Raw genomic sequence first — 21,706 nt, forward strand, 5'->3', positions numbered from 1 at the left:
TGGCGGAAGTGCTGTCCTTCGCGGCGATGCACCGCGGTGGTCAGGCCTCCACGAGCTTCCGCGCGATCTCCAGAAGGCGGGCCTGATTGGCCTCGCCTGCCTCAGGGCGAAGAGGTTGCAGCTCGAGCGAGTAGAGCTTGCGCTGGTTCTCCCAGCTGACGGAGACGAGGGTGCGTCCGGACGCGCTGCGTGTGGTCCTCATGCTGCCCTGCTGCCCGTGCACGTCGGTGTTCACCCACTCCTGGACCACCGTGACGGAGTCCTTACTTGCGGCATGATCTCTCTCGTCGAGTATGACAAGGCCGAGGTCGGCGACTTCGAACGTCCTGGCGAGACCCGTCCACTTCCCCTTGAGGTAGTTCCCACCAAGGCGCACTTCCAGCAGCCTGGCCGACGACAGCGCGGATGTTCCGAGATGGATTGGCTTGACCAGGATGTCGTCCTGGATTTCAGTCAGGGAGTGGAAGGTCCGGCCGTGGCGAGGAACGTGTCGGCGCTGGTTGGCGGCGGCTCTCATCGCGGCTCGCAGGTCGGGAACCTTGTCGTTTTCCGCCGAATAATAGCCACGACTCCGCTGTTCATCGATGTGCTTTCGTATCTCCCTCGCCTGTTCCGGAGTGCTCCACGTTTCGCTCAGTGGGACCGTGTGGAGCCCCGGCGTCGTGTCGACCTTGCGCAAGTCGACGCCGGCGTCGAGCGCCGCATCGATTTGTACGCGCGAGAACGTCGGCGGCGTCACCGGCAGCAAGTCGGGTGTGCTCTGGCCTGAAGCCGTGCTGCTGATAAGACAGGCGACGGGCAGAACGAAGCAAAGTGTTTTCCTATGGGTCATATCACCATTCTCCCAGGTTGCAATCCGCGGCGACGGTCTGCGTATAAAGATTGCGACCCCGTCTATCTGTAAAAAACCGTTATCGATTCGGGAAGAATCAGGCCTCAACGAGCTTGCGTGCAATCTCGAGGAGCCTGGCCTGATTTGCTTCATGGGTCTCGGGGTGCAGGGGTTGCAGCCGCATCGAATAGATCTTGCGCTCGTTGACCCATCCGACAGTCACCAGTGTGCGTCCCGACGCATCGCGTGCGGTCTTGGCTGTGCCTGATTGTCCGTTGACGTCGATGTTCATCCATTCCTGGATCAGGGTGACGGACTCCTTGCCGGCTGCGTGATCCGTTTCGTTGAGCACGATGAGACCCAGGCCGGGCACTTCGAATGTCCGGGCAACGCCAGTCCATTTCCCATTGACGTAGCTTCCGCCAAGGCGGACTTCCATCAGTGTCGCTGACGACAGTTCGGATGTACCCAGTTCTGCGGGGTTGACTAAGAGATCCTTCCGGACATCTTTCAAGGAACGAAAAGCCTTGTCGTGCCTTGGCAGTTTCCCACGTTCAGTTGCCGCGGCTTTCATCCGCGCCCGTACGTCTACAACCTCGCCAGCTTCCGCCAGATAGAACCCCCGGCTTCTCTGCTGATCGATTTGTTTGCGCTCTACCTCGGCCTGGCCGGGTGTGCTCCATGATTCGTTGAGAGGCACGACATGGAGTCCAGGAGTAGCGTTGATCTTGCCGAGGTCGACTCCCTGGTCGAGAGTCTGCTGAATCTGGGCTCGGGAAAGCGCAGGCAGTCCCACAGCGCGGGACCTATCGATAGTTCCATGCGTCATCGTCGCAAATCCGGCAATGCAAACGAGCGGCAGCGTGATACATCGAATTTTTTTACGGCTCATTTCACCACTCTCCCAGGTTACAGTCTGTTGCGATGGTCTGCTGGTAGCGTCTGAGTCCAAATTCGTCGACGAAGAGGTGTGTGCCCGTCACGGTGTTTTTGGAAGAGTCGAAACGGTCGCCAGCGTACGATCGCCACGTGTACATTTTCAGTGCCGAGCGCGTGTGGCCGCCAAAGGCGCCGAAGCCCACGTGCGTACTGAACGTCGTCATCCAATGGCTATCTAGGCTTGGCCTATCGTATGTGACGGATTCGTTGATCACGCCGGCGACACAATTCGCGCGGCTGATCGATTTGATGAGCGCGTTCGCGTCAGTCGCTGTGATAGCGAGAACGGCGGCGGTCACTATCTGAGCCTTCATGCATGCTCCTTCAAGGTGCTGCCCGAATGGGCTTCAGCAAATTAGAGGCACGGCCGGCGGAGGTGCAGTCGATCCTGCCCGCCACTAGTCGTAGGCGCGCAGTGCCAGCGACGGTGTTCTTCTCCAGCTCCCGGGCAACCGGTTGATCGAGCTGGCGTGGCTCAATATCTGACGGGGACCGTGTGGCACATTCAGGGACGACGTCCGCTCGTGCCGGCTTACGCCTACCTGCGGAATCGCTCTGAGAACGGCAGCCGGTGCCTCCCCCTCCGAACGACGCGGTTGTCGGGCGTGCCCGCAGTTCATCAAGGGGGTTTCGTTCGTCATTTGTCGATGTGCACTGGTCGTTGCAATTGCGGCACCTCTTTGGCCTTGCCTGTGTCCGAATCACGGGCATGGGAGGAGGTAGAACATGCGAACAGCAAGATGTGCCGTTGCACTCGCCCTTTGCACGTGGCACCTCATTCCGGGGGCGCATGCGATGGAAAACGTTATTCCCGATTCGTTGGCGGTCAAGGTCGGCATACCAGCGAGTGAATTGGAGCGAGCACGAGCCGAAGGGTTCGACATGAATCGTATGCAGGGTTCCCCTGGTCTTCATATCGTTCCGCTCGACGAGTCGCCATTCGTCGGAGCCATGGCCGGACAGATCAAGCAAGAGATAGCCGAGCATTCTGCGAAGGGAGTCGTCGCTGCGCCCGCCGGCGAGGTGCTGGATATGCGAAATGCCCTGCGACTGGCAAAGGGGCACGTGGATCGGTTCACCGTGTTCGACAAGGCATACGCATCGGTTGCCGATATTCGGCCCCATCTTCGCTATGAGCCGATTTCCGTGAGCGGCACGGTTCTGGATGGGTTGCCTTTGGTGGAAGCGACCGCGGGGGGAGGCTTGAAGGATGGCCGGTGGAGCGGGCTCTCGCGATCATGGGAAGTTGCCGGTCTCGGCTTCGTCGAACTCAGTGAATCCGAATACCGTGAGAGTGGCGGATCGATCACTTTGGTCAAGGAATGGGTGAACGCGGACGTCAACGGGCACCCCGCCACCATCAAGACATCCCGCGATGACGAGGGCGCCACCCGGGTCTCCCTCGGGTGGGTGACCGACAGCACCGTTCTCCGCCTGGATCTGCAACCAGTCGATGGCGATGCCTTGAAGGGGAATCAGGAGGCGCTGCTGGCAATGGCGCGGGCCCTAGGGGACTGACCGGTCGCGGCATTGCCTTCCGCATGGCGGGGCGGCGTTTCCTGGCCGTCCCGCTCGTAAGACCTGCCATAATGCGCCCATGTCAGAGCACCGCATCATTTCCACTGCCGCCGCCATGGACGACGAGGCGCTGGAAGCCAGCATCCGTCCGAAGCGGCTGGCCGAGTATCTCGGCCAGCAGACGGTGCGTGAGCAGATGGCCATCTATATCGAGGCCGCGCGGCGACGGGGCGGGGCGCTGGACCACGTCCTGATCTTCGGGCCGCCTGGTTTGGGCAAGACCACGCTCTCGCACGTCATCGCCAACGAGCTTGGCGTCAACGTGCGCGCCACGTCGGGTCCGGTCTTGGAGCGGGCGGGCGACCTGGCCGCCCTGCTCACCAACCTGGAAGCCAACGACGTCCTTTTCGTGGACGAGATCCACCGCCTTTCACCCGTGGTGGAGGAAGTGCTCTACCCGGCGATGGAAGACTTCCAGATCGACATCATGATCGGTGAAGGGCCGGCCGCCCGGTCGATCAAGCTCGACCTGCCGCCTTTCACGCTGATCGGCGCGACCACCCGGGCGGGCTTGCTCACCGGCCCGTTGCGTGACCGTTTCGGCATCATCCAGCGCCTGGAGTTCTATAGCGTCGACGAGTTGACGGCGATCGTCCGTCGCGCCGCCCGGATCTTCAATATCGATTGCGAGCTGGACGGTGCCATCGAGATCGCCCGCCGTTCGCGGGGAACCCCGCGTATCGCCAACCGGCTGTTGCGCCGGGTACGCGATTTCGCCGAGGTGCGCGGCGATGGCCGGATCACCCATGCGCTGGCCCGTGCGGCCACCGACATGCTCAAGGTGGATGCCGAGGGCTTCGACGACCTCGACCGGCGGTTGCTCAGCACAATCATCGAGAGCTTCGAAGGCGGCCCGGTCGGGGTGGAGTCGCTGGCGGCCGCGCTCAGCGAGGATCGCGGCACCCTCGAAGACGTGGTCGAGCCCTACCTGATCCAGCAGGGTTACCTGATCCGCACCGCCCGGGGCCGCATGGCCTCGGCCAAGGCCTGGCGTCACCTCGGGCTGACCCCGCCGCCGCGCCAGGCTGCCACTCCGGACCTGTTCCCGGGCGACGCATGAGCCTGTTCGGTTGGCCCGTCCGCATCTATTGGGAAGACACCGACGCCGGCGGCGTGGTGTACCACGCCAACTACGTCCGTTTCATGGAGCGGGCCCGGACGGAATGGCTGCGCGCGCAGGGCATCGACCAACTGGCGCTGCGCGAGACGACCGGCCTGGGCTTCGTGGTCCGCGACATGCACCTGGACTTCCACCGGCCGGCCCGTCTGGATGATGAACTCCTGGTGACGGTAGCGATCAAAGAACGCCGTTCAGCAAGTATGCTGTTCGATCAGGTGATCGTGCGGGGGGATACGCCGCTGGTGCGCGCCACGGTGCGCACCGCGTGCGTGAACCTCGACACGATGCGTCCGGCACAGATCCCGGCGGGTCTGTTTCCCCCCGACTTCCCCTTTACCTAAGCCCCAGATACCCGGCGGAGAGCCTTCAAGCGATGAACGGTGGACTGAACATTTTCAAGCTGGTCTCGGAAGCGAGCCTGCCCGTGCAACTGGTGATGCTCCTCTTGCTGGTGTTCTCGTTCCTGTCGTGGGTGATCATCATCCGCAAGTACAGCCAGCTGAAGACCGCCCACGACAACGCCGAGACCTTCGAGGACCGTTTCTGGTCCGGCGGCGACTTGGCGGCCCTGTTCCGTGAGGTGGGCAACCGCGACGGGCAGCACGGCATCGAGAACGTCTTCGAGGCCGGCTTCCGCGAATTCGCCCGCCAGCGTCAGCGCCGCGTGACCGATTCGAACCGCGTGATGGAAGGCGCCGAGCGCGCCATGCGCGTGGCCGGCACCCGCGAGATCGGCAAGCTGGAGCAGAACCTCGAGTTCCTGGCCAACGTCGGCTCGATCAGCCCCTACGTGGGCCTGTTCGGCACGGTGTGGGGCATCATGGGCGCCTTCCAGGGCCTCGGCGAGATGAAGGACGTGACCATCTCGGTCGTCGCGCCGCACATTTCCGAGGCGCTGATCGCCACCGCGATGGGCCTGTTCGCCGCGATCCCGGCCGTGTGGGCCTATAACCGCTATGCCAACAAAGTGGAACGCATCGCGTCGCGCTACGAGGTATTCCAGGAAGAGTTCTCGTCCGTGCTGCAGCGTCAGATCCACTCCGACGAAACGGTCTGAGCCGGAACGATGGCCATGCGCAACGTCTACCGCCGGCAAAAGCGGAAGCTGAAATCCGAGATCAACGTCGTGCCCTACATCGACGTGATGCTCGTGCTGCTGATCATCTTCATGGTCACCACGCCCATGATGAACCTCGGCGTGGACATCCAGCTTCCGCAGACCAACGCCAAGTCCCTGCAGGACAAGAAAGACCCGATCGTGGTGTCGGTCGACGAGACCGGCCAGATCTACCTCACCGCCAACGGCGCCAAGCGCGAGCCGGTCAGCGCGGATGAGTTCAGGACCAAGATCACGGCCTTCCATAACGCCAACCCGGAACTCCAGGTCCTGGTCGCGGGCGACCAGCGCGTGGGCTACGGCAAGGTCTATTCGATCCTCCCGATCCTCCAGGAGGCCGGTGTCTCCAAGATCGGCCTGATGAGCCAGCCGCAGTCGGCGCAGAATGGAAAACCGTAACGGTACGCCCCGCGCGGTCTTCCTCGCCGCGCTCCTGCACATCGGCATCGTGGCCTTCCTGGGCCTCGCGATCATTCCGTGCTCGGACTACGAGAAGTGGGCCGAGGCCCTGGGCGTGCCCGCGGAATGGAACCCGTTGAAATGCCCGGCTCCCCTGGAACTGCCCGGCCAGATCATCGAGGCCACCCTCGTCGGCCCCACGGGCAGCCCGCCGCCGAAGGCGACCAAGGTCAAGCCGACGCCCGATACGACGCCGCCCCCGCCGGTCGTGCCGACGCCGCCTCCGCCGCAGCCGGAGAAGCCCAAGGTAGAGACCCTGCCGCCGCCGCCGAAGCAACCCGACCTGAAGGACCAGGAAAAGGTTGTCGACGACGCGGTCCAGAAGGCCGAGGACGCCAAGCGCCTGCAGGAGGAAAAGCAGCGCCAACGCCAGGCGGAACTGGATGCCGAGCAGGAGCAGAAGAAGAAAGAGAAGCAGAAGGAGATCGACGAGATCTTCAAGCAGCTCGACGCGGCCAAGGCGCAGACCAAGAAGGCCGACACCACGAAGAAGCAGGCCGAGCAGCAACTGAAGGATTTGCAGAATGCCAAGGACGACGGCCTTCCGGACCTGCCGCCCGCGGACCAGAAACAGACCGGCACCAACGGCCGTGACACCGGCAAGCTCGGCCAGTACCTCGCCGCGATCCAGAACACGGTGACGAACAACTGGCTGCGCCCGGACAACATGCCCAACGCCTCGTGTCAGGTGCATATCGTCCAGGTACCCGGCGGCCAGGTGCTGAGTGCCAAGGTCGACTCCAGCTGTCCCTACGATGCCGCCGGCAGGGCATCCATCGAAAACGCCGTGCTGCGCGCCCAGCCGTTGCCCTACCAGGGCTTCGAGGACGTATTCCAGCGCAACCTAACGTTCACGTTCAGGCCGCAATGATGTAGCGCGCCCCCGTCCCGGCGAAGGCCGGGGCGGGCCGGTTCAGAATCCGGTCACGCAGCCAGTGACCTTCGCGTTAACATTTCGCCGCCGTCCCTCATTCCCAGGTCGCAATGAACCCGCCCATGCGCAGAACGATTTCCCGCCTCGCCATCCTCCTGGTCGCGCTCACCGCCTTCGTGGCCGGTCCGGCCGCCGCCCAGTCGCTCAACGTGGACATCGTCGGCGGCCTGAAGACGGCGACGCCCATCGCGGTCGTCCCCTTCGCCCAGGCCGGCGGCGCACCGCTGCCGACCGACATCGCCGACGTCATCCGGGCCGACTTCAACCGTTCCGGCAAATTCCGCTCGCTGGACAAGGCCGACATCGTCGAGACCCCGTCGCAGGGGTCGGACATCAAGTTCGCGACCTGGCGCCTGCTCAAGCAGGATTACCTGACCATCGGCCGGATCAGCGACGCCGGCGGCGGCATGCTCAAGGTCGAGTACGAGCTGTGGGACGTCAACAAGCAGCAGAGCCTGCTCGCCCAGTCGTTCACCGCCCCGGCCGGCGACCTTCGCGGCGTGGCCCACCAGATCGCCGACCAGATCTACGAAAAGATCACCGGGGTCCGTGGCGCCTTCTGGACCCGCATCGCCTATATCACCGCGGTCGGCACCGGCAACAACACCACCTATTCGCTGATCGTGGCCGATTCCGACGGCTACAACCCGCAGGTCGTGGCCCGTTCGCGCGAGTCCCTGCTTTCGCCGGCCTGGTCGCCGGACGGCAGCAAGATCGCCTACGTCTCGTTCGAAAGCGGCAATTCGGCCGTGTACGTGCAAAACATCTCCACCGGATCGCGTAGCCTGATCGCATCGCACCCGCGCGGCATCAACAGCGCCCCGGCCTGGTCGCCGGACGGCAGCAAGCTCGCGGTCAGCCTGTCCTATGTGGGCAACCCGGAGATCTTCGTCATCGATGTCGCCAGCCGTACCGAAACCCGTGTGACGAACAACTTCGCCATCGATACCGAGCCGACCTTCACCCCCGATGGACAGAGCATCATTTTCACCTCCGACCGCTCGGGCAAGCCGCAGCTCTACCAGATGTCCGCGTCGGGCGGTGCCGCCCAGCGCGTCACCTTCCAGGGTGGCTTCAACGCCAGCGCTTCGGTGAGCTACGACGGCAAGCAGATTGCGATGGTGCAGGGCAACGGGAACGTGTATCGTATCGCCATCATGGACCGTAGCCTGGGTGGGCAGGTGCGTTTCGTTTCCCCGGGTAACGTGGACGATTCGCCCAGCTTCGCGCCCAACGCCAGCATGCTGCTCTATGCGGCGTCGCAAGGTACTCGCGGCGTCCTGTATGCGGTTTCGGCAGACGGTCTGGTGCGCCAGCGCCTCGTCCTTTCGGACGGTGACGTGCGCGAACCGTCCTGGGGACCCTATCGACAGCGCTGATGGCGCGCCCTCGCGGGCGGCGACATCGGCAACGTCCAGGGAGGGGTGCGGCCTTGCCGCACCTTTTCTGCGGACGGAAGGTTTACCGGCGGCCGCCTCGTGCGGTCGCTGGAACGAAGACGCCGGGCGCGGGACAGCGCCCCGTCGACGTAGATGTAAGTAGAAAAACAGCCGGACAACCGGCGGTGCCTGTCCCGAAACCGAAAACCGACTGTCGGAACTCAACTGTTGAAGGAACGTCCCATGAATAAGACCGTTACCGTCACCCTGGCCGCTCTGCTGTGCGTGGGCGCGGCTGCCTGCTCCAAGAAGAACACCAAGCCGGCTCCGATGCCGGAACAGCAGCCGGTCGCCACCAGCACGGCTCCCACCAGCGACGGCAAGTACCAGCCGTCCGATCTCGACACCGACGCTTGCCTGCGTCAGCGCGTCGTGTACTTCGACTTCGACAAGAACGACGTCAAGCCGGAGTTCCAGCAGATCATCGCTTGCCACGCCAAGTACCTGCAGGACCGTCCGCAGTCGGCCATGACCCTCGAGGGCAACACCGACGAGCGCGGTACGCGTGAGTACAACCTGGGCCTCGGCGAGCGTCGTGGCAATGCCGTCTCCAGCGCCCTCCAGGCGGCTGGCGGTTCGGCTGGCCAGGTCAACGTGACCAGCTACGGCAAGGAAAAGCCGACCTGCCGTGAGCACAACGAAGACTGCTGGGCCAAGAACCGTCGCGTCGAGATCGTCTACACCGCGAAGTAAGTGATGAAGAAGACTCTGGCTACCAGTTACATGGCCAGGCTTGGCGTGGCGGGCGCGATCGCGTCCGCCACGCTTTTTGCTCTGCCGGCCACCGCCCAGGACACTCGCCTCAGCCTCGCCGACCGCGTGTCGCGGCTCGAGCAGCAGTCGCAGGGACAAGCCGGTACGGTGTCCCTGGTGAACCAGGTCAACGATCTGCAGCAGCAGCTGTCGCAGCTGCAAGGCCAGATCGAGGAACTGCAGCACCAGAACCAGCAACTCCAGGAATCCCAGAAGGCACAGTACGCGGATCTCGATTCGCGGCTGGGCCGTCTCGAAAAAGGCGGGGCGTTGCAGGGCCAGCAGCCCGCCGCCTCGGCCACCACGCCTTCCGCGCCCGCTTCGGCGGCGATCGCACCGGCTGCCGCGCAAGCCACCCAGGCGGCGGCAGCCGCCCCGGGAGCCTCCGCGGCGCCGCAGGGCCAGCCCGCGAGCAGCGATCAGCAGGCTGCATACGACGCCGCGTTCAAGTCGCTGCGCGCCGGCGACTACGTCACCGCATCGCGCGGGTTTCGCGACTTCCTCGTGAAGTATCCGGACAGTCCGCTCGCGCCGAACGCCTACTACTGGCTGGGCGAGTCGTACTACGTGACCATGAACTACCCGGTCGCCATCGAGGCCTTCCAGCGCCTGGTCAAGCAGTATCCGCAGAGCGACAAGGTCTCCGATGGCCTGCTCAAGGTCGGTTACTGCCAGATCGAGCTGAAACAGCAGGATGCCGCGATCGCCACGCTGAAGCAGGTCACGACGAAGTATCCGGGCACCAAGGCCGCTGGCCTCGCACAGGAACGCCTGCGTCGCCTGCAGCGCCAGACGGCCAACTGATCCCATGAACGGTAGCACCGCAACTCCGGCGGACGTTCCGCCGGTCGCGCCCGTCGCGGAGCGTCTGCGGATCACCGAGATCTTCCATTCCGTGCAAGGCGAGGCCGATGCCATTGGTTGGCCCACCGTCTTCGTGCGCCTCACCGGTTGCCCCCTTCGCTGCGTCTGGTGCGACACCGAGTATTCGTTCCACGGCGGCCAGTGGCATGACATCGATGCCATCCTGGCCGAGGTCGCCAGCCACGGTGCGCACCACGTCTGCGTGACCGGCGGCGAACCGCTGGCACAGAAGCGCTGCCTGATCCTGCTGCGCAAGCTTTGCGACGCAGGTTACGAGGTGTCCCTGGAGACATCCGGGGCGCTCGATGTCTCCCAGGTCGATCCCCGCGTACGCAAGGTCATGGACCTCAAGGCTCCCGACTCGGGCGAAAGCGCGCGTAACCTCTGGTCCAACCTCGACCACCTGCTTGCCCACGACCAGGTGAAGTTCGTGATCGCCAGCCGTGCCGACTTCGAGTGGTCGCGGGATGTCGTGCGTGAGCACGCGCTCGACCGCAAGGCGATGGTCCTGTTCTCACCCGTGTGGTCGAAGGTCGAGCCGCGCGAACTCGCCGAGTGGATACTCGCCGAACGTCTGCCGGTGCGCTTCCAGTTGCAGTTGCACAAGCTGCTCTGGAACGATGCCGCGGGCCACTGAACTCCCAGGTAATGTCATGAACGTTTCGAATGTTTCGCGCAAGGCCGTCATCCTCGTTTCCGGCGGCATGGACTCGGCCGTCACGATCGCCATGGCGCGCGAGCAGGGTTTCGAGGTGTATGCGTTGAGCGTCGCCTACGGCCAGCGTCATAGCTCCGAGTTGGAAGCATCCGAGCGCGTCGCGACGATGCTCGGCGCGGTGGTGCACAAGACCGTGCATGTCGACCTGCGCAGCATCGGTGGGTCAGCCCTCACGGCGGACATCGACGTGCCGGAAGACGGTGGCGAAGGCATCCCGGTCACCTATGTGCCGGCGCGCAACACGATCATGCTGTCGATCGCGCTCGGCTGGGCCGAGGTGTTGGGATCGAACGACATCTTCTGTGGCGTCAACGCGGTGGATTACTCAGGCTATCCCGATTGCCGTCCGGCGTTCATCGAAGCGTTCCAGTCGCTGGCCAATGTCGCTACCAAGGCCGGCGTGGAAGGGGCGGGGATCCGCATCCACGCACCCCTGATGCAGATGGGCAAGGGCGACATCGTGCGTGAAGGCATGCGCCTGGGCGTCGATTTTTCCGCCACCGTGAGCTGCTATCAGGCCGATGCCGAAGGCCGGGCCTGTGGACACTGCGATGCCTGCCGCCTGCGCGCGGAGGGTTTCGCCAAGGCCGGCGTGCCGGACCCCACGCACTACGCGTAAGCGATCCTTTCAGCTCGCCGCGCGTAGCAGCGGCGAGAGGTATTGCTGCACGATCCACCAGAAACCGCCCATCGTGGCGACAAGCACGGCCACGGCGCCACCCAGCACCCCCGCCTTCGTGGCCGTGTGAGACATGCGCTCCTCGAGCACGGCGACCCGGCAGGCCAACTCGCGTACTTCCGACCTCGTGGAAAGGTGCCTCATGCGTTCCGAGAGCATGTACAGCATGTCCCGCAGCGAACGGTCGGCGTTTTCCGGCGCGATGGCCGGCAGGTCGTCTGCATCGGTGCGCATGTTCATCGTCGTATCCCTCGATCTTCGGTGATGGAGGGAGGCTACCCTAATCAACTGCGCCAGGACTTGAGAAAAAAGCCCAATCGTCGTCAGTGAATGACGCATGGCGCGTCGACGAGCATGAGCGAATGGTGGGTCGTGCCGGATTCGAACCGGCGACCTACGGATTAAAAGTCCGCTGCTCTACCAACTGAGCTAACGACCCACACGCGGGAACCGGTAAGTTTACGGGGCGGGCCCGGGTGGCACAACCCGAAGGGTGCACCGGTTCAGGTCGTGAGCACGATGGCCTCGACGTCCCGGCCCGCCTCGCGCCAGGCGCCCAGGCCACCGGTGAGGGGCCGGACGTTCGAGAAGCCCAGCTTGCTCAGCCGCTCCGCCACCTTGGCCGCCGAGACTTCATTCGGGCACGAGCAGTAAATGACGACGGCGCTGTGCCGGGGAAGTGTGGCCAGTTCCTGGTCGGCGGTGGCGAGGTCGAACAGGCGGGAACCGGGGATCACGTAGGGATCGTCGCGGCGGCTCATCGCCGAACGCACGTCCACGATCAGGGCGCCCGGTTCGTTCGCGAGCAGGATCGAGAGTTCGTCGACGCTGATGCGGCTCTTGCGCAGGCGCGAGAGCAGCAGCGCGCGGCGCAGGTAGCGGAAACCGATCCACAGCAGCAGGCCTATGGCGGCGACGGTCGCCAGCCCCAGGCCGAACTGGCGCAGCGCCGCCAGCACGGCATCGATCTGGCGGTAGAACAGCATGCCCACCGACAGGCCGACCGAGACCCATAATGCCGCCCCGAGCAGGTCGTACACGGTGAAGCGGACGAAGCGCGTGTCCCCGGCGCCGGCGATCGGAATGGCCACCAGTGACAGGCCGGGAATGAAGCGCGAGATCAGCAGCAATTTCACGCCGCGCTTCTCGAAGAAGCCGCTGGCGCGACGGACGCAGGTATCGGGCGAGAGGGAGATGCGGCAGAGGCCGTCGAGCACGCGATAACCGAAGCGGCGGCCGGTCAGGAACCAGGCTGCGTCACCGAGGAAGGCACCGGCCAGGGCGCCGAGGAAGGTGGCGATGATCAGCATCGGATCGCGCGCGGCGACCAGCGTGCTGCCGACCACGATCAGGGTGGGCATGGCGGGTACCGGCAGGCCGATCGCGCCGGCGAACACGCCGAGGAACGCCACGAAGGGCGCCGTGTCCGACCAGTTGATGCTCGTCACGCCCGTGTTCCTCGAAAGGGTCCCAGTGCTCGCGCAACGATACGCTGGTTGCCTCGACGACGACAGGTCCGGCGTGCGCTCAGTGCGCCGCGTGGCGCCCGAGCAAGGCGAAGGTCTGTGCGGCCGGACCGGCCGCCGCGCCGTCCAGTTCCACCCAGAACAAGGTGCCGCGGCCTGGGCTGGAACGGACACCGATCCGTCCGCCCAGCGTATCCACGATGCGCCTGGCGACGGCCAGGGCGAGCCCGTAACCGGGGTGCCCCGGCAAACGGGTGAACTCCTCGAAGACACGGGCCTGCAGCGTGGGTTCCAGGCCCATGCCGTTGTCGCGCACTTCAAGGCGGATCGTGCTGCCACGACGGCGCATCGCGACCAGCACCCGCCCATTCGGCGTGCTCAGCACGGCGTTGCCGACCAGGCGATGCAGCACGTCGCCGAACAACGCGGGGTCGGTACGCAAGGGCAGACGGCCACCGCGCCAGCGCACGTCGACACCCAGTCGTGTCGCATCCACCTCGATGGCGGCACGCTCCCGTACGAAGAGGTCGGAAGCGATCAGGTCCGCCGCCGTGGGCTCGATCGCGCCCGCATCGAAACGCGCCATCTCGAGCAGGCCGTCCAGGAGTTCGTTCAGCCGCATGAGGCTGCTGCGCATCTGTCCGAGCACGGCCCGCTGGCGCAGGTCCTCGCCAGGCTGCATGCCCGCGACGAACAGGGCGAGCGCCTGTAACGGCTGTCGGAAGTGATCGCCGATCTGCTCCACGAAATGAGTGTGCCGGGCGATGTCCTGCAGGCGCTGGCGCAACGCGTCCGCCATCGCCTTGTCGTGCCGGGCGCGAAGCCCCACCAGCTCATCGAGCAGGGCGTCGATCGCGTGCAGCGTGTCCTCGTCCGGTGCCGTGGCTGGTGCGCCGCGAGGATGCAGGAATTGATCGATGCGGCCGCGCACGCGTTCCACGGGCATTACCACGTCCCGCTCCAGCGTGCGCCGGGTGAACAGGAAGACGGCGACCACACCGGTGCATAGCAGTAGCGTCATGAGCACCCCGGCGAAGCGGCGCTCATGCAACGCGGTGGAATCGGACACCGTTTCGAGCTCGCCTTGCGAGGTGCTCGTCCAGACGCGCAGCGGACGTCCCGAACCCAGCCGGCGGCCGCTGTCGACGACGAGGTCGTTGTCGCCCTGCCGATGGAGCACGGCTTGCTGGGTAGGGGCGCTGCGCGACAAAGCGCGTGCAAGCGCGTCGCGTGTCGCGTCATCGCTCGCCAGCCCCTTGACCGAGGCGGCGATGCGTACCGCCTGGATACGGGCGACCGCATAGCTTTCCACGCCCGTGGCGCGGATGTGCAGCACGCCAAGGCTCACCGTCAGCGCCAGGGCGACGAGTGTCATCGGCAGCAATCCCTTGAGGATCAGCTGCCGTCGCAGTGGCGCGGGCCTGCCATACGGTTGCGGCGACGCGGTCATGGAGCGGCCTTGTTGCGCGGGGTCTCATGACGAATCTATGAAACGCGCGTTCGTCGCGCGATAGACAAGGGGAGCTAAACCTGCCGGCCTAGGCCTTTCGGTCTATCACTTGCCGCGCAGACGCGCGACCAGGTGGTCGTGATCCGCCTGGATTTTCCTGAAGCGTGCGGCCCGCGCGCCTTCGCTCACCCACTGGGCGGTGGTGGCACGCCGCTTCTCCAGCGCGTATTCGATATCGGCGAAGGGAACCAGGTCGGCGTCGTCCGCGGGGGCGAAGCCACTGATGTCGTGGATGAGCTTGAGGTTGGCTTCTTCGCGCGCGCCGTCCTTGCCCTGGCCATAGCGGGTGATGAAACCCGCGACTTTTTCCCGCAGGGCCAGGGGCAGGTCGTTGCGGATGACGATCACCGCGTGCGGGATCAGCGATGACTTCCACAGGATGCGCAGGCGCGCGTATTGCTCGGGAAAGTGTTGCTGGAAACGTTCCAGGTCGGCCGTGTTGTTGGTGGCCACGTCGACCTCTCCGTTCGCCACCGCCAGCGCGTTGTTCTGGTGGTTGTCGATATGCACGCTGGCGAAAAAGGTGTCGGAATCGATGCCGCGCGGAGCGAACAGCTGCGTCTCCGGCACGAGGTAGCCCGATACCGACAGGGCTTCGCCGCGCGCGAAGCGCCACTTGCCCGGACGCGCGAAGAGTTCGTCCAGCGTGCGCAGGCGGGAGTCCGATGCCACCAGGAGCACGGCGTGGTATCCCTTCGATCCGTCGCCCCGGGTGAGCCGCCCGATCACCTGCATGTTCTGCCGGGACACGGCGTCCAGCGCCAGCCTGCCGGAAAGGAAGGCAATGTCGACGCGCTGTTCGGCGATCGCCTGGGCGATGCCTTCGTAGGTAGTGACCGATACCGCGCGGACGGGGCGGGCGATCGCCTTGCGCAGGTCGTCCAGCATGGGGCGCCATGCTTCCAGCGACTCGGCGGGACCGCCGATGGGAAGGATGCCGAAGGTCAGCGGTGCATCGGGATCGATGCCACCCGGTGGACTCGCGATGGCTGGCAGGATGCCCAGCGCACACGCCAGCATCGCGGCGAGCCATCCGCGTTTCCGCCGTTTCGCAGCGATCCCCACGCCTGCCCGCATCGCGCCTGCCCCGCGTTGTTCCACCCAGCTTACGCCGGGCCGATGACGAATGGGCGTCGGTCAGTCGCCCAGGTGCTGTGCCGCGACCAGGGCTTCGAGCCGGTTGCGCACGTGCAGCGCGCGGAAGATCGCGGCGAGATGGATCTTGACGGTGCCCTCGCTGATACCCAGCTCACGCGCGATCAGCTTGTTCGGACGGCCCTTGGCCAGCAGCTTGAGCACGTCGATCTGACGGTCGGTCAGGACTGTCGCCAGGCGTTCCTTGGTCGAGAGTCCGTCGTTATTGTTGCCGTTGGACAGGGTGAAGGTGGGCACGCCGCCGGCGGAAGCCGCCTTCATCGCCTCCGGCGGCACGTAGATCCCGCCGCCGACGACCAGGCGCACGGCATTGAGGATCACATCCGGCGGTGACGATTTCGGGATGTAGCCCTGCACCCCTTCCAGGTCGAGCACATGGCGGATCGAGGACGGATCCTCGGTGCCCGACAGCACGATGACGGGACGCATCCGCGGCACCTCGCCGTCGGGCTCCCGCAACGCGGCCACGGCGTCCTTGATGTGTTCGACGCCGTCCGCGCCGGGCATGGCCATGTCGATGAGCGCCACGTCGGGCGCGGGCTTCTGTGCAAGCTTGTCGCGAAGCTGGGCTACTGTTTCGGCCTCGATGAACTCCACGTCCGTGTCGAGCTCGCGAAGCTTGAGCTTCACGCCCTCGATGATGAGCCGATGATCGTCCGCGATCAGAACACGCATGCCTCTCCCTCCGCTCGCTTGGATCGCGAGCTCCCCGTTGTCCGGACCATAGTCCTACGGGCGTCCATCGGCAAGCAGGCCATACGGCTCAGACGGCTGCATGATGGACAGTCCAGGCCGAAACCATTACCTCGTGCAGGCGCTCCGGCGAAACCGGCTTGAACAGTACCTGCGTAGTCTGTTGATCGATGTTGCGCAGGAAGTCGCCCCGCGTCTCGCCCGTGATCAGCACCCGGGCGAACGGCGGCGGGTCGCCGGGCCGCCGGCGATAGTAGCGGTCGAGCAGGGCGATCACGTCCAGGCCGGTGCCTTCGCGCAGGCGCAGGTCGGAAATCACGATGTCGGGCGGCTGCATCCACTGGTGCACCGCTTCCATGGCCTGCTGGGCGTCCTCGGCGGTCATGACTTCGCAGCCCCAGCTGCCGAGCAGGTAGCTGATGCCCGCGAGGATGCTGGGTTCGTCGTCGATCACCAGGACACGCATGCCGACGATATCCCTCGGGATGCCGGGTTCGGGCGTGACCACCGCCGTCGCCTCGACCGTGCCCGGCTGGATTTCCGGCAAGGTGATCGAGAACACCGTGCCCCTGCCGGGTTTGGACCGCACCGAAGCCCGCGTGCCGAGGAGGCCGGCCAGTCGCTGCACGGTGGAAAGCCCCAGCCCCAGTCCACGGCGGGTACCCTCGGGACGGCCGGCTTCAGGGCCGCTTTCCACCCGGTAGAATTCGTCGAAGATGTGTTGCAGGTGGTCCGGGCCGATACCCAGGCCGGTGTCCCACACATCCACGCGCACGCCCCCGTCCAGCTGGCGCCGGGCGCCCACCAGCACGCCGCCACAGCGCGTGTAGCGCAGCGCGTTGCTCACCAGGTTGTTGAGGATACGGGCCAGCATGGTGCGGTCGGTGCGCACCCAGAGGCCGGTGGTCCGCACCACGAGGCGAAGGTCGTGCTGCTCGGCCACCATGCGGAAGTTCACGCTCACTTCCTCGAACACCTCGTCCAGCGGCACGTCACGGATGATGGCCGGCATGGCTCCGGTTTCCAGGCGGGAGAGGTCGAGCAATTCACCGAAGAGGTGGTCGAGCGATTCCACGCACTCCTGGATGTGCGCGATGCGGTTGAGGCGCACGGGATCGTATTCGTCCACCGCCAGGCCGGACGAGAACAGCGTGAGTGCATAGAGCGGCTGGCGAAGGTCGTGCGAGGCCGCCGCGAGGAAACGCGCCTTCGCCACGCTCGCCGCCTCGAGGGCGGCGTTCTTCCGCGCGAGTTCCTCGGTGGCGGTGGCGATCTCACGCTCCATGCCGATCTGCGCGTGCAACAGTTTCGAGGCGGCGCCATTGAATCCCCGCTGGAGATCGCCGATCTCGGTGTCGTCGGTGACCGGCACCACCACGGTGCGGTCGCCGAGGCCGAGCTGGCGCACCGCGATCGCCAGGTTGCGTAGCGGCGCGCTCAACCACCGGGCCGTGGACCAGCCGATGGCCACCGCGATCAGCAGGCTCAGCGCCAGCCAGACCAGGGCGTTGTGCACGCTGGCGCGTTGCGCGGCGACGGCGTCTTCCACGCTCACGTCCACCGTCACCGAGCCGACCACGCGATGGGTCACGGGGTCGAGCACCTCGCGCGCCACGGTCAGGCCGTCGTCGTCGCTGCCGATCGAGCCGTTCACGCGGTCGGCGATGATCTCGCCGTCACGGTCGCTTATGCGCACGCGCGACACCTGCGGCAACTGCACGATGGACTGCGCGATGCGCCCGATCTCGCGGCGCTCCCCGGTACGCAACGCCTCGCCCGACACGGTCGCCGCCTGCTGGGCGATCGCATCCGCCGTGGAGCGGCCCATCTCGTGCAGGGTGTCCATCTGGTGGCGCGTGAGCAGGGTGACCAGGAGGATCGCGCTGATCGCCGTCGGCACGAGGGCGACACAGGTCAGGCGCTGCACCAGCGAGGTGCGGCGCCAGACCTTTTCAAGCCATGGAGCGGATACGTCACGCATGCGATTCCCCATGCACCGCCCGTCCCGGGCGGCGCGAGACTACAGCCTAGCGCAGTTCGCGCGGAGGGGCCTCAGCCCTTCCGGCCTAGCCGGATGCGGATCGTCTTCACGAACAGGGGCAGGATCGTCAGCAGTGTAAAAGCGGCCAGTGGCAGGAGTATCCGGCTGTTCAGGAAGCTGGCGGCCGTCACCGGCGCACCGCTGGCGAAGGTTTCCCCGAGCCCCGCGCCAACCGAGCTTTCCACGAACAAAGACACGGTGCCGCCCAGCCAGGTCGCGCCCACGAACAGCCACAGCGGGCAGCGCAACCACGCCAGCGCCACGGTCATCGCGCCCAGCGGGACGACGGGAATGAAGCGCAGGGCGAGCGTATAGGTGACGGGGTGGGCGGCGAAGCCGTCGCGCAGGCGCCTCGCCAACGCTGGCGGTTCACGCCGCCCGGTGCCGAAGGCGTAACGGCTGGCGAGATAGAGCACGAGCGAGCCGAGTACCAGTGCCGCCGACGACAGGGCCGTGCCTTCCACCGCACCGAAGAAAAGTCCGCCGGCGAGGACGATCACGATCGTCCCCGGCACCCCGGTGGCGATCGCCAGGGCCAGGATGCCGGTATAGGCAAGGCGGGATGTCAGGGGGTGCGCCGCGATCGTGCCGCGCAGTACGCCTTCTTCGGCGAGCAGGTGGTGGGGATCGAAGCGGTCGAGCACGCCGCTGGCGAGCAACACCACGCCCGCCACCAGCAGCAGGCATAGCGGCAGTGCGGCTCGCCAGCGCTTCACCTGGGGTGACTCGGGCTCAATACGCGGCGCCCGATTCGCCGTAACGGCGTAACACCTCTCGCGCGTCGTCACGGAGGATGTCGCGGCGCACGGCGATGCCACGCCGCTCGAGTTCGCCGACCCAGTCGGAGGGCAGCGGGCCCTCGTCGAACGGCGTGAGCTCTTCCACGTCCTCGGCGCGCGCACCGATCAGCAGCGCATCGATGCCGGCCCACACGGTGGCGCCGTAGCACTGGCAGCACGGCTGCGAACTCGTGGCCAGCACGAAGCGGCTGCCGTCTTCGTTGAGCCGGAAGCGCTGCAAGCGTTGTTGCGCGGTCATGTACGCCATCATCTCGGCGTGGGCCACGGAACAGGCATGCGGCACCACCCGGTTCACCCCCACGGCGACGATGCGGTCGTTGCCGTCGAACACGGCTGCGCCGAACGGGCCGCCCGTGGCGAGGTCGACGTTGCGTGCCGAGAGGTCGATGGCGAGGCTCACCTTCGCCTCGTCGCCGGCATAGGCCAGCGACGTATCCACCGCCTCGTGCACCCAGGCAGGAAGGGTGAGATGTACCTGGGCGTACAACATCAGCCTTGCTTCGCCCAGGAATCGCGCAAGGTCACCACGCGATTGAAGACGGGGGCGTCGTGCGTGTGGTCGTGCATGTCCGCGACGAAATAGCCCAGGCGTTCGAACTGCACGCGGTCCTCCCGCGCCGCCGCCGCCGCCGCGGGCTCGACATAGCCGTGGACGATACGGCGCGAGTGCGGATTGAGGTGATCCTTGTACGTCTTGCCATCGCTGTCGTCGTCCGGGTCGGTGACGTCGAACAGGCGGTCGTAGAGGCGCACCACGGCCGGCACGGCATCGCGCGCGCTCACCCAGTGGATGGTCCCCTTCACCTTGCGGTCGGCGCCGGGCATGCCGCTGCGCGTGTCGAGGTCGAGCGTGCAACGCAATTCGACGATCTCGCCCGTGGCATCCTTGATCACCTCGTCGCAACGCACGATGCCGACGCCGCGCAGGCGTACCTCGCCCTCCGGCCTCAGACGGTGGAAGCCCTTCGGCGGCACCTCGGCGAAGTCGTCACGCTCGATCCAGAGTTCGCGCGAGAACGGCACGCTGCGCGTGCCGAACGACTCATCCTTCGGATGGTTGGGGAACGTGAGCGACTCGGCATGTGCTTCGCCGAGGTTGGTGATGACGAGCTTCACCGGATCGATCACGGCGAGCCGGCGTGGCGCCGTACCGTCGAGATCGTCACGGACGGCGCCTTCGAGCACGCTCATGTCGATGGTGCTGTTCTGCTTGCTGACGCCGATGCGTTCCCAGAACAGGCGGATGCCCGCGGCGGTGAAGCCACGCCGGCGCACGCCGGCGATGGTGGGCATGCGCGGGTCGTCCCAGCCATCGACCAGGTTCTCCGACACCAGCGTGATCAGCTTGCGCTTGCTCATCACCGTGTAGTTGAGGTTGCCGCGCGAGAATTCGATCTGGCGCGGCTTGCTCGGCGCCGTGGGCAAGCCCGCCTTGACCAGCGGTTCCCATAGCTCCGGATCGTTTGCCAGGTCGACCTTGTCGACGCACCAGTCGTACAGCGGCCGGTGGTCTTCGAACTCCAGGGTGCACAGCGAATGCGTGATGCCTTCCAGCGCGTCGGACAGCGAATGTGCGAAGTCGTACATCGGGTAGATCGGCCAGGCGTCGCCGGTGTTCTGGTGGTGCACCTTGCGGACGCGGTAGAGGGCCGGGTCGCGCAGGTTGATGTTGCCCGAGGCCATGTCGATCTTCGCGCGAAGGGTCTTGCTGCCGTCGGCGAACTCGCCCGAGCGCATGCGCTGGAACAGGTCGAGGTTTTCCTCGATCGAACGGTCGCGGTAGGGCGAGTTGCGGCCCGGCTCGGTGAGCGTGCCGCGGTACTCGCGCACTTCCTCGGCGCTGAGATCGTCCACGTAGGCCACGCCCAGGCGGATCAGCTTCAGCGCGGAGCGATAGAACACCTCGAAGTAATCCGAGGCATGGCGCAGCTCGGCCCACTCGAAACCCAGCCATTTCACGTCGCGCTGGATCGCGTCGACGTATTCGACGTCTTCCTTCGAGGGGTTGGTGTCGTCGAAGCGCAGGTTGCAGGTACCGGCGAATTCGGCGGCCAGTCCGAAATTCAGGCAGATCGACTTGGCATGGCCCAGGTGCAGGTAGCCGTTCGGTTCGGGCGGGAACCGGGTGTGGATGAGCGTGTGCTTGCCGGAGGCCAGGTCGTCGCGGACGATCTGGCGGATGAAATGCTGCTGCAGGACGGGTGTTTCAGTCGACATCGCGAGGGACTCGGAGGCTGGGGCGCGGCAAACGTCCGAGTTTACCTTTCTTGCGCGCCGGGCGCTTGCCGTGGACTCGGTCGGCGGGGTAGCTTGCAGCCATGCGTATCGCTTACCGCGCCGAATCCCTGATCGATGCCCACCTGGTGAAGGATGCGCTCGAACGGGCGGAGATTCCGGCCTTCATCGCGGGCGAGTTCCTCACCGGCGCCGTCGGCCAGCTGCCGGCCCGCGATTTCCTCGCCGTCATGGTTCCGGAGGCCGCCGCCGAAGCGGCCGAAGGCATCGTTCGCGCGATCGACGCCCAGTTGGCCGAGGCGCGTGCCGCGGCCGCCGATGACGACTTCGGTGCGGTTACCCTTCCCGCCTGAGCCGTTCGCGCCACCCTCCAG

At 65.7% G+C, this 21,706-nt stretch carries 24 protein-coding genes and 1 tRNA gene; 12 read left to right on the forward strand and 13 right to left on the reverse strand.

Annotated elements, in window-relative coordinates; genetic code table 11:
• Positions 1–40: 40 nt before the first annotated feature.
• From QFZ41_RS13485 to QFZ41_RS13495, 3 genes are all read right to left on the reverse strand, one after another.
• Positions 41–748 carry a hypothetical protein gene (locus QFZ41_RS13485; RefSeq protein ID WP_429199238.1) on the reverse strand — a complete coding sequence of 236 codons (708 nt, stop codon included), beginning with the start codon at positions 746–748 and terminating at the stop codon, positions 41–43.
• 181 nt (positions 749–929) lie between these two features.
• A complete protein-coding gene (locus QFZ41_RS13490) occupies positions 930–1,724 on the reverse strand; it encodes a hypothetical protein (protein WP_429199239.1) in 795 nt (264 codons plus the stop codon).
• Position 1,725: 1 nt separating this feature from the next.
• The gene (locus QFZ41_RS13495) at positions 1,726–2,085 is read right to left on the reverse strand and encodes a hypothetical protein (protein ID WP_429199240.1); all 360 of its coding nucleotides are present in this window, start codon (positions 2,083–2,085) and stop codon (positions 1,726–1,728) included.
• 481 nt (positions 2,086–2,566) lie between these two features.
• Between QFZ41_RS13495 and QFZ41_RS13500 the strand changes: the two genes are divergently transcribed.
• The 11 genes from QFZ41_RS13500 to queC all read left to right on the forward strand — a co-directional run bounded on the left by QFZ41_RS13500 (position 2,567) and on the right by queC (position 11,372).
• Positions 2,567–3,289, forward strand: a complete 723-nt coding sequence (locus QFZ41_RS13500) for a hypothetical protein (RefSeq protein ID WP_429199241.1) — start codon at positions 2,567–2,569, stop codon at positions 3,287–3,289.
• A 79-nt stretch (positions 3,290–3,368) separates the two neighbouring features.
• On the forward strand, positions 3,369–4,409 hold the full coding sequence (gene ruvB, locus QFZ41_RS13505; protein WP_429199242.1) for a Holliday junction branch migration DNA helicase RuvB: 1,041 nt from the start codon (positions 3,369–3,371) through the stop codon (positions 4,407–4,409).
• Positions 4,406–4,810 (forward strand): tol-pal system-associated acyl-CoA thioesterase, encoded by a 405-nt coding sequence (gene ybgC / locus QFZ41_RS13510; protein WP_429199243.1) that lies wholly within the window; start codon positions 4,406–4,408, stop codon positions 4,808–4,810. Before ruvB ends, ybgC begins: the two co-directional genes overlap by 4 nt.
• A 32-nt stretch (positions 4,811–4,842) precedes the next feature.
• Entirely contained in the window at positions 4,843–5,526 is a 684-nt protein-coding gene (gene tolQ / locus QFZ41_RS13515) for a protein TolQ (protein ID WP_429199244.1), read from the forward strand.
• A 15-nt stretch (positions 5,527–5,541) separates the two neighbouring features.
• A complete protein-coding gene (gene tolR / locus QFZ41_RS13520) occupies positions 5,542–5,985 on the forward strand; it encodes a protein TolR (protein WP_429199245.1) in 444 nt (147 codons plus the stop codon).
• The gene (locus QFZ41_RS13525; RefSeq protein WP_429199246.1) at positions 5,972–6,916 is read left to right on the forward strand and encodes a cell envelope integrity protein TolA; all 945 of its coding nucleotides are present in this window, start codon (positions 5,972–5,974) and stop codon (positions 6,914–6,916) included. The genes tolR and QFZ41_RS13525 overlap by 14 nt, the downstream gene beginning before the upstream one ends.
• A gap of 113 nt (positions 6,917–7,029) precedes the next feature.
• Complete coding sequence (gene tolB / locus QFZ41_RS13530) at positions 7,030–8,358, forward strand: Tol-Pal system beta propeller repeat protein TolB (RefSeq protein ID WP_429199247.1); 1,329 nt, start codon at positions 7,030–7,032, stop codon at positions 8,356–8,358.
• A gap of 243 nt (positions 8,359–8,601) precedes the next feature.
• Positions 8,602–9,111 (forward strand): peptidoglycan-associated lipoprotein Pal, encoded by a 510-nt coding sequence (gene pal, locus QFZ41_RS13535; RefSeq protein WP_306849584.1) that lies wholly within the window; start codon positions 8,602–8,604, stop codon positions 9,109–9,111.
• A gap of 3 nt (positions 9,112–9,114) precedes the next feature.
• A complete protein-coding gene (ybgF, locus tag QFZ41_RS13540; RefSeq protein ID WP_429199248.1) occupies positions 9,115–9,975 on the forward strand; it encodes a tol-pal system protein YbgF in 861 nt (286 codons plus the stop codon).
• Between the two features lie 4 nt (positions 9,976–9,979).
• Positions 9,980–10,672 (forward strand): 7-carboxy-7-deazaguanine synthase QueE, encoded by a 693-nt coding sequence (gene queE, locus QFZ41_RS13545; protein ID WP_371023482.1) that lies wholly within the window; start codon positions 9,980–9,982, stop codon positions 10,670–10,672.
• Between the two features lie 16 nt (positions 10,673–10,688).
• Positions 10,689–11,372, forward strand: coding sequence for a 7-cyano-7-deazaguanine synthase QueC (gene queC, locus QFZ41_RS13550; RefSeq protein WP_429199249.1), 684 nt, complete (start codon positions 10,689–10,691; stop codon positions 11,370–11,372).
• Positions 11,373–11,381: 9 nt separating this feature from the next.
• Here queC and QFZ41_RS13555 read toward each other — a convergent pair whose 3' ends face one another.
• The 10 genes from QFZ41_RS13555 to QFZ41_RS13600 all read right to left on the reverse strand — a co-directional run bounded on the left by QFZ41_RS13555 (position 11,382) and on the right by QFZ41_RS13600 (position 21,314).
• Positions 11,382–11,672, reverse strand: coding sequence for a hypothetical protein (locus tag QFZ41_RS13555; RefSeq protein ID WP_429199250.1), 291 nt, complete (start codon positions 11,670–11,672; stop codon positions 11,382–11,384).
• Between the two features lie 123 nt (positions 11,673–11,795).
• A tRNA-Lys gene (locus tag QFZ41_RS13560) sits at positions 11,796–11,871 on the reverse strand.
• Positions 11,872–11,935: 64 nt separating this feature from the next.
• Positions 11,936–12,880 (reverse strand): DedA family protein/thiosulfate sulfurtransferase GlpE, encoded by a 945-nt coding sequence (locus QFZ41_RS13565; protein WP_429199251.1) that lies wholly within the window; start codon positions 12,878–12,880, stop codon positions 11,936–11,938.
• A 79-nt stretch (positions 12,881–12,959) separates the two neighbouring features.
• Complete coding sequence (locus QFZ41_RS13570) at positions 12,960–14,348, reverse strand: sensor histidine kinase (RefSeq protein WP_429199252.1); 1,389 nt, start codon at positions 14,346–14,348, stop codon at positions 12,960–12,962.
• Between the two features lie 105 nt (positions 14,349–14,453).
• The gene (gene phnD, locus QFZ41_RS13575; RefSeq protein ID WP_429199253.1) at positions 14,454–15,428 is read right to left on the reverse strand and encodes a phosphate/phosphite/phosphonate ABC transporter substrate-binding protein; all 975 of its coding nucleotides are present in this window, start codon (positions 15,426–15,428) and stop codon (positions 14,454–14,456) included.
• Between the two features lie 117 nt (positions 15,429–15,545).
• Positions 15,546–16,238: a LuxR C-terminal-related transcriptional regulator gene (locus QFZ41_RS13580; RefSeq protein WP_429199254.1), complete on the reverse strand. Its 693-nt coding sequence runs from the start codon at positions 16,236–16,238 to the stop codon at positions 15,546–15,548.
• A gap of 88 nt (positions 16,239–16,326) precedes the next feature.
• Positions 16,327–18,237 carry an ATP-binding protein gene (locus QFZ41_RS13585; RefSeq protein WP_429199255.1) on the reverse strand — a complete coding sequence of 637 codons (1,911 nt, stop codon included), beginning with the start codon at positions 18,235–18,237 and terminating at the stop codon, positions 16,327–16,329.
• A 71-nt stretch (positions 18,238–18,308) separates the two neighbouring features.
• Positions 18,309–19,013: a TVP38/TMEM64 family protein gene (locus tag QFZ41_RS13590; protein ID WP_429199256.1), complete on the reverse strand. Its 705-nt coding sequence runs from the start codon at positions 19,011–19,013 to the stop codon at positions 18,309–18,311.
• A 16-nt stretch (positions 19,014–19,029) separates the two neighbouring features.
• Positions 19,030–19,587: a nucleoside deaminase gene (locus QFZ41_RS13595; protein ID WP_429199257.1), complete on the reverse strand. Its 558-nt coding sequence runs from the start codon at positions 19,585–19,587 to the stop codon at positions 19,030–19,032.
• On the reverse strand, positions 19,587–21,314 hold the full coding sequence (locus QFZ41_RS13600; RefSeq protein WP_429199258.1) for a glutamine--tRNA ligase/YqeY domain fusion protein: 1,728 nt from the start codon (positions 21,312–21,314) through the stop codon (positions 19,587–19,589). Before QFZ41_RS13600 ends, QFZ41_RS13595 begins: the two co-directional genes overlap by 1 nt.
• 101 nt (positions 21,315–21,415) lie before the next feature.
• Between QFZ41_RS13600 and QFZ41_RS13605 the strand changes: the two genes are divergently transcribed.
• The gene (locus QFZ41_RS13605; protein WP_429199259.1) at positions 21,416–21,685 is read left to right on the forward strand and encodes a putative signal transducing protein; all 270 of its coding nucleotides are present in this window, start codon (positions 21,416–21,418) and stop codon (positions 21,683–21,685) included.
• The last annotated feature ends 21 nt before the right edge of the window (positions 21,686–21,706 follow it).

Origin of the sequence: Luteibacter sp. W1I16 (genome assembly GCF_050434905.1) — a bacterium.
Taxonomy (GTDB): Bacteria; Pseudomonadota; Gammaproteobacteria; order Xanthomonadales; family Rhodanobacteraceae; genus Luteibacter.

Coding starts and splice junctions, on each gene's coding strand:
- QFZ41_RS13555 (WP_429199250.1), bottom strand. CDS start 11,672: ATGAACATGCGCACCGATGCAGACGACCTGCCGGCCATCGCGCCGGAA.
- QFZ41_RS13500 (WP_429199241.1), top strand. CDS start 2,567: ATGGAAAACGTTATTCCCGATTCGTTGGCGGTCAAGGTCGGCATACCA.
- QFZ41_RS13585 (WP_429199255.1), bottom strand. CDS start 18,237: ATGCGTGACGTATCCGCTCCATGGCTTGAAAAGGTCTGGCGCCGCACC.
- tolQ (WP_429199244.1), top strand. CDS start 4,843: ATGAACGGTGGACTGAACATTTTCAAGCTGGTCTCGGAAGCGAGCCTG.
- tolB (WP_429199247.1), top strand. CDS start 7,030: ATGAACCCGCCCATGCGCAGAACGATTTCCCGCCTCGCCATCCTCCTG.
- QFZ41_RS13570 (WP_429199252.1), bottom strand. CDS start 14,348: ATGACCGCGTCGCCGCAACCGTATGGCAGGCCCGCGCCACTGCGACGG.
- phnD (WP_429199253.1), bottom strand. CDS start 15,428: ATGCTGGCGTGTGCGCTGGGCATCCTGCCAGCCATCGCGAGTCCACCG.
- QFZ41_RS13595 (WP_429199257.1), bottom strand. CDS start 19,587: ATGTTGTACGCCCAGGTACATCTCACCCTTCCTGCCTGGGTGCACGAG.
- QFZ41_RS13605 (WP_429199259.1), top strand. CDS start 21,416: ATGCGTATCGCTTACCGCGCCGAATCCCTGATCGATGCCCACCTGGTG.
- queE (WP_371023482.1), top strand. CDS start 9,980: ATGAACGGTAGCACCGCAACTCCGGCGGACGTTCCGCCGGTCGCGCCC.
- pal (WP_306849584.1), top strand. CDS start 8,602: ATGAATAAGACCGTTACCGTCACCCTGGCCGCTCTGCTGTGCGTGGGC.
- ybgF (WP_429199248.1), top strand. CDS start 9,115: ATGAAGAAGACTCTGGCTACCAGTTACATGGCCAGGCTTGGCGTGGCG.
- QFZ41_RS13600 (WP_429199258.1), bottom strand. CDS start 21,314: ATGTCGACTGAAACACCCGTCCTGCAGCAGCATTTCATCCGCCAGATC.
- ruvB (WP_429199242.1), top strand. CDS start 3,369: ATGTCAGAGCACCGCATCATTTCCACTGCCGCCGCCATGGACGACGAG.
- tolR (WP_429199245.1), top strand. CDS start 5,542: ATGCGCAACGTCTACCGCCGGCAAAAGCGGAAGCTGAAATCCGAGATC.
- QFZ41_RS13580 (WP_429199254.1), bottom strand. CDS start 16,238: ATGCGTGTTCTGATCGCGGACGATCATCGGCTCATCATCGAGGGCGTG.
- QFZ41_RS13490 (WP_429199239.1), bottom strand. CDS start 1,724: ATGAGCCGTAAAAAAATTCGATGTATCACGCTGCCGCTCGTTTGCATT.
- queC (WP_429199249.1), top strand. CDS start 10,689: ATGAACGTTTCGAATGTTTCGCGCAAGGCCGTCATCCTCGTTTCCGGC.
- QFZ41_RS13525 (WP_429199246.1), top strand. CDS start 5,972: ATGGAAAACCGTAACGGTACGCCCCGCGCGGTCTTCCTCGCCGCGCTC.
- QFZ41_RS13495 (WP_429199240.1), bottom strand. CDS start 2,085: ATGAAGGCTCAGATAGTGACCGCCGCCGTTCTCGCTATCACAGCGACT.
- ybgC (WP_429199243.1), top strand. CDS start 4,406: ATGAGCCTGTTCGGTTGGCCCGTCCGCATCTATTGGGAAGACACCGAC.